This window comes from Streptomyces sp. MZ04 (genome assembly GCF_004684775.1).
GTDB lineage: Bacteria > Actinomycetota > Actinomycetes > Streptomycetales > Streptomycetaceae > Streptomyces.
In genome coordinates this window covers 1-5,201 of sequence record NZ_SRIC01000424.1, presented here as the reverse complement: position 1 = coordinate 5,201, position 5,201 = coordinate 1, and the positions used below count along the sequence as shown (strand labels likewise).

Genomic DNA, 5,201 nt, shown 5'->3' with positions numbered 1-5,201 from the left:
CGTCAGATGCACCCCCAGGAAGGGGAACGCCGGATCCGGCACGGGATACACAAGGCCCCGCACCAGCTCGGGCCGCGCAAGATCGAAGTACTCCCCCCGGAAGGGCACGATCCGCATCTCCGGGTCGTCCCCGGCGAGCATCGCGACCCGGTCGCACTGCAACCCCGCGCAGTTGACCAGCGCCTTCCCCCGCACCACGGCCCCGTCGGCGGTGCGCACGGCCACCCCGAGCGCCGCACGCCGGTCGATGCGGACGACCTCCGCGCCGTACCGAACCTCGGCCCCGGAAGCGTCCGCGAGGCGCTCCGCCACCGCTCCGTAGTCACAGATCCCCGTCGTCCCGACGTGGATGGCGGCGAGCCCCCGAACCTCGGGCTCGTACTCGGAGATCTGGGCGGGGCCCAGCTCCCGCACCGGAATGCCGTTCTCCCTGCCGCGCTGCACGAGGGCGTGCAGGCGGGGCAGCTCGTCCCGCTCCGTGGCGACGATCAGCTTGCCGGTGACCTCGTGCGCGATGCCGTACTCCGCGCAGAACTTGACCATCTCGGCGGCGCCCCGCACCGCGTACCGCGCCTTCAGGGAGCCGGGGCGGTAGTAGATCCCGCTGTGGATCACGCCGCTGTTGCGCCCCGTCTGGTGCCGGGCGGGGCCCGGCTCCTTCTCCAGGACGGTGACCCGTGTCCCCGGGGCGGCGCGCGTGATGGCGTACGCCGTCGAGAGACCGACGATTCCGCCGCCGATCACCAGCACATCGCAGTCGTACGCCACGTCCCGGACCATCCCGCATCACCTCCCAACCAGATCGCCCAACCGGATCTCCTCCACCAGATAGTGCACTGCGCCACTGACAACGCCCTCAAACCCGACGAGGACCGGAGGGTTACGGAGTGCGTAACTGCTGTTGCCGATCAGACTGTGTGTAGAGGGCATGGACCGGGGCGGCGTCAGGATCCGGCCTACGCCGGAGCCACGAGGAGTGGCCGAGCGCGCTCCCGCAGCTCCACCACTCGGGGCTCGTCGCCGTACGGTTCCAGGCGGTGCAGCAGATCCTTCACGTACTCCGTCGTCCGCGCGGACGAGATGCGCCCGGCGACCTCGAGCGCCCGCGTGCCCTGCTCGCACGCCGCGTCCAGGTTGCCGGACTCCAGCTCGGCGACCGCCGACACCACGAGGCGCAGCCCGTGCGAGCGGACGAACTCCTCCGTCGGCCTGGAGAGCGCCTGCTCGGTGAAGCGGCGCACCTGCCGGGGCGCCTTCAGGTCGCGGTAGCACTCGGCGGCGTCGGCCGCGAAGCGGTCGTAGGAGTAGAAGCCGAGCCACGACGGGTCGTTGTCGCCGTCCCGCGCCCGCTCCAGCCACCCCTCGGCGGCCCGCAGCGCCGCCCCCGCGGCCTGTGCGTCACTGGCGCGCGCGTGCGCGCGTGCCTCGACGAGGCGGAAGAAGCTCATGGTGCGCGCGGTGGCCAGACCGCGGTTGCGCTCGAGGGCGGCCTGCGCGAGGTCGACGCCCTCGTCGCCGAAGCCGCGGTAGGTCGCCTGGAGGGACATGGAAGCCAGGACGTATCCCCCTAAGGGCACGTCGGCGGCCGCGCGGGCCAGGCGCAGGGCCTGGATGTAGTAGCGCTGGGCGGCTTCCTGCTGGCCGGTGTCGAAGGCCATCCACCCGGCGAGGCGGGTGAGTTCGGCCGATGCCCCGAAGAGCGAGCGGCCCACCTCGTCCGAGTACGAGCCGAGCAGCAGGGGCGCCGCCTCGACCCGCAGGCACTCCGGGACCATCGATGAACGCCAGTCGCCGCCCCCGTACTTGGAGTCCCAGCGCCGGGCGTCCTCGGCGGCCTCCCGCAGTTTCACCACGTCGCTGTGGCCGACCTTCATCGGCGGCCCGCCGTCGTCGGGGTGCCCCGTCTCGCGGGGCGGCTCACCGGTGACGTCACGGGCGACCGAGCTGTCGGCCGGGGTTATCAGCCAGCGCGACGCCGGTGTCGCGTACGCGCTCACCGCGAAGGAGCCCGCGAGCGACTGCCAGATGCCGCCGCCGCCCGCGCGGCGGCCCGCCAGATCGAGGCGGTAGAGCTCCGTGGCCGACTTCACCGCCGCGCCCACGTCACGCGGGAAGGCGAGGCCCACCTCGGGCGCGGGATCCGCGTCCGCGAGGCCGATCTCGTGCAGCGGCACGGGCCGGCCGAGCTTCTGCCCGATGGCGGCGGCGATGAGGTGCGGGGCGGCGCCCTGCGGCACCATGCCCTTGGACACCCACCGGGCCACCGATGTCTTGTCGTAACGAAGCGTCAACCCGCGTTGGGCGCCGAGGTCGTTGACCCTGCGCGCGAGTCCCGCATTGCTGATTCCCGCGAGGGCGAGAACGGTGCCGAGCTTTTCGTTCGGCCCGCGTTGCTCCCTGGACATGCGCCACCCCTCGACACAGACGGCTGCCGTGCGATGGCTTGACCGCGCGGCATTCGTGCTGCGTTCCCCCAGGGGCAGCGGCGATCGTGACGACGACCTCCGTGGCCTGGAACCTCGGCCGCAAGAGCATTTGGCCGAGCCCCCAGGTATATGCCTCCGCGAAAACATCAGCACACACAGCGTAGTTCGCCGCATCCCAAGCGTTAAGAGGCCCAGTTCCGGATGGCGAGATTGTTGCCGGTAGGGAAGAGCGGGGGTGCCGGGGCGTGCTCCGGGTGTGTGGCCGTGCGCCTGCGTGTGCGCTCTTCACCGGCCATATGGGGAGCGCTTCCATGGATGGTGCGTGGGTCGGCCCGCTGCGCTGGAGTCAGTGGGCTGGGGGACACCGCCGCCTCCATCCCCGCGGGCGGCGGACCGGTCCGGGGGGCGAACTCCGCCTCCCGGACTGAGTGTTGCGTTTGACGGTTCCTCCGCGCGGGCGCCAATCGATGATTTGGCCGAAAATCGCCTCCTCGGAGGCCGGGACAATTCGCCCACGCGCAAGGGGGAGGGCGTTGTTGAGCCCTTCAAGTACCGCTCCCTCCAGGGATATCAAGGGGAGCGCGAGCAGCCCCGTAGCCACTCCCGCACGCCTCCTTCGTGGCAGCATGGGACCCCAGTTCTTCGGTGCACTGGTTGTCCACAGCCTGTGGAGGCAGCGATGCGGTGGTTGGTGGGGTGGAGCAGCACTGCCGCGAAGCCTTCGATGGTCGGTTCGGCCGGGGCCACCGGTGAGAACGGCGAGACCGTCCATCCCGTGGGTTCCCAACGCCTGTGGGACGACCCGGATCCGCTCTGGGCGGTGGGGGACTGGCGCGCCGACGAGGTGCGCACGGTCAAGGCCGACGAGCAGACCCGGATCGCGGTGCTCGGCACCTGCGGGGCCAGCGACGAGGAGCTCAGGGTCGGTCTCTTCGCCGCCCGCGGCGGCGCCCTGCGGCACCTGACCGCCTGGTCCGGCAGTTACACGGCGGTCGTCCAGGTCGGACGCCGCGTCATGGTCGCCGGCGACCTGGCCGGAGCCCGGCCCGTCTTCTACACCCCGTGGGACGACGGCACCGCGTACGCGACGGCCGCGCTGCCGCTCGCCGACCTCATCGAGGCCCACCTCGACATCGGTCACCTCGCGGCGCTGCTCGCCGCCCCCGACGTCCCGGAGGCGCTGCAGGACTCGACGCCCTACCAGGGCGTGCGCCGCGTGCCGCCGGGGCACGCGCTGATCCTGCGCGCGGGCGCGCGGGAGATCGCCGGTTACGAAGCGGTGGCCTCCCTCGCGGTCGCGGCGCCGTCGGCCGACGCGACCAGCGCCGTGGACGGAGTGCGCGACGCGCTCGTGGAGGCCGTACGCGCCCGCCTCGGCGCCCCGCGCCACGTCCCCGGAGTCGGACCGGACATCGACCCCGGACCCGTGCCCGGCATGGGTCCCGCCGAGCGGCGCGCGGCGCGCGGGATGCCGGTGCCCGGCATCGGAGCCGACCTCTCCGGAGGCCCCGCGTCCGGCACCCTCGCCCTGCTCGCGGCCGGCCTCCCGGGAATGCCCGGCACGGTCCTCGGCCACGGCACGGGCGCGGGGGAGCGGCTCCTGGCCGTCACGTTCAACGACCTCGCGATCAACGGCCGGGAGGCCGAGCTGGAGCGGGCGGGTGCCATCGCGGCCAACCCGCGCCTGCACCACGTAGTGGTCGCCGCGGGCGAAGAGGCCCTCCCCTACGCGGACTTGGACGGCCCTCTGACGGACGAGCCGAGCGGTTCCCTCGTCACGGCCCAGCGGCACCGCGCGCGGCTCTCCTCCGGCAGCGCGGACCACTTCACGGGGTACGGCGCACGGCAGGTCATGGACGCGCACCCGGCCCGCCTCGCCGACCTCCTGATGGACCGCAGACGGCGCCATCTGGTGCGGCCCGTCGCGGCGCTCGCCAAGGCGGACGGCTCCGTCATGGTCTCCGCGCGCGTGTACGGCGCCGCGCGCAAGCTCGCCCGGATGCCCTACCGCGCGGGCGTCGACTCGCTCGCCGACCGCCTCCTGCAGCGCCGCTTCGACGAGCCGGGCGGGGCCGTGGGGGCGTCGCTCGCCGCGCTCGCGTGGGCCAGACCGGGCCCCGCCGCGCGCTGGCTGACCGGCGAGGCGCTCGCTGAAGTATCGGTTCGCCTCCACGACACGACGGGCCGGCCCGGGGCAGGGCCGGGCCAGCGGCCCGGTGAGTTCCGCGCCCGAGCGGCGCTCGCCCGGCACGCGGCGGACCTGCGCGTCCTGGAGCAGGCCGCCGAGGTCCGCTTCCAGCGGCTGCACGCGCCCTTCCTGGACAACCAGGTCGTCCGGGCCTGCCGCGAGCTCCCCGTGGCCCTGCGCGTCCAGCCGGGGGCCCGCGCCGCGATCCTGCGTACGGTCCTGGAAGGCGCAGGAGTCGCCGAACTGCCGCCCGGCTGGGGAGCTCCCTCCCACGCGTCGGCCGCGGCGGCGGCACGGACGGGACTGCGGGTGGCCGTCGACGACCTGATCGCCCTCTTCGACACGCCTCTCCTCGCCCAGGCGGGCTTGGTGGAGGCCCGCGTGGTCCGCAAGGCCCTGCGATCGGCGGCAGAGGGCGAGCCCCTCCCCCTGGACGGCCTGGCCGACCTTGTCTCCACAGAACTCTGGCTCCGCCGCCTGCTGTCCCGCAGGGGCACGTGCTGGACGGGGACGCCCGCGCGGCAGCGGGCGGTGCCTACGGGGAGTGTGGTGCCGCAGAGAGGGGCGTTGGGGGCGGGGCGGTAGTC

3 protein-coding genes are annotated in these 5,201 nt (G+C 73.6%); 1 reads left to right on the top strand and 2 read right to left on the bottom strand.

Going from position 1 to position 5,201, the window contains the following annotated elements; translation table 11 throughout:
• Together lhgO and E2651_RS40960 are read right to left on the bottom strand one after the other, a co-directional pair.
• The coding region (gene lhgO, locus E2651_RS40965; protein WP_135336353.1) for an L-2-hydroxyglutarate oxidase at positions 1-780 on the bottom strand (780 nt) is incomplete at its 3' end.
• 176 nt (positions 781-956) lie between these two features.
• Complete coding sequence (locus E2651_RS40960; RefSeq protein ID WP_135336352.1) at positions 957-2,405, bottom strand: MFS transporter; 1,449 nt, start codon at positions 2,403-2,405, stop codon at positions 957-959.
• 700 nt (positions 2,406-3,105) lie between these two features.
• Here E2651_RS40960 and E2651_RS40955 point away from each other — a divergent pair.
• Positions 3,106-5,199, top strand: a complete 2,094-nt coding sequence (locus E2651_RS40955; RefSeq protein WP_135336351.1) for an asparagine synthase-related protein — start codon at positions 3,106-3,108, stop codon at positions 5,197-5,199.
• The last annotated feature ends 2 nt before the right edge of the window (positions 5,200-5,201 follow it).

Coding starts and splice junctions, on each gene's coding strand:
- E2651_RS40960 (WP_135336352.1), bottom strand. CDS start 2,405: ATGTCCAGGGAGCAACGCGGGCCGAACGAAAAGCTCGGCACCGTTCTC.
- E2651_RS40955 (WP_135336351.1), top strand. CDS start 3,106: ATGCGGTGGTTGGTGGGGTGGAGCAGCACTGCCGCGAAGCCTTCGATG.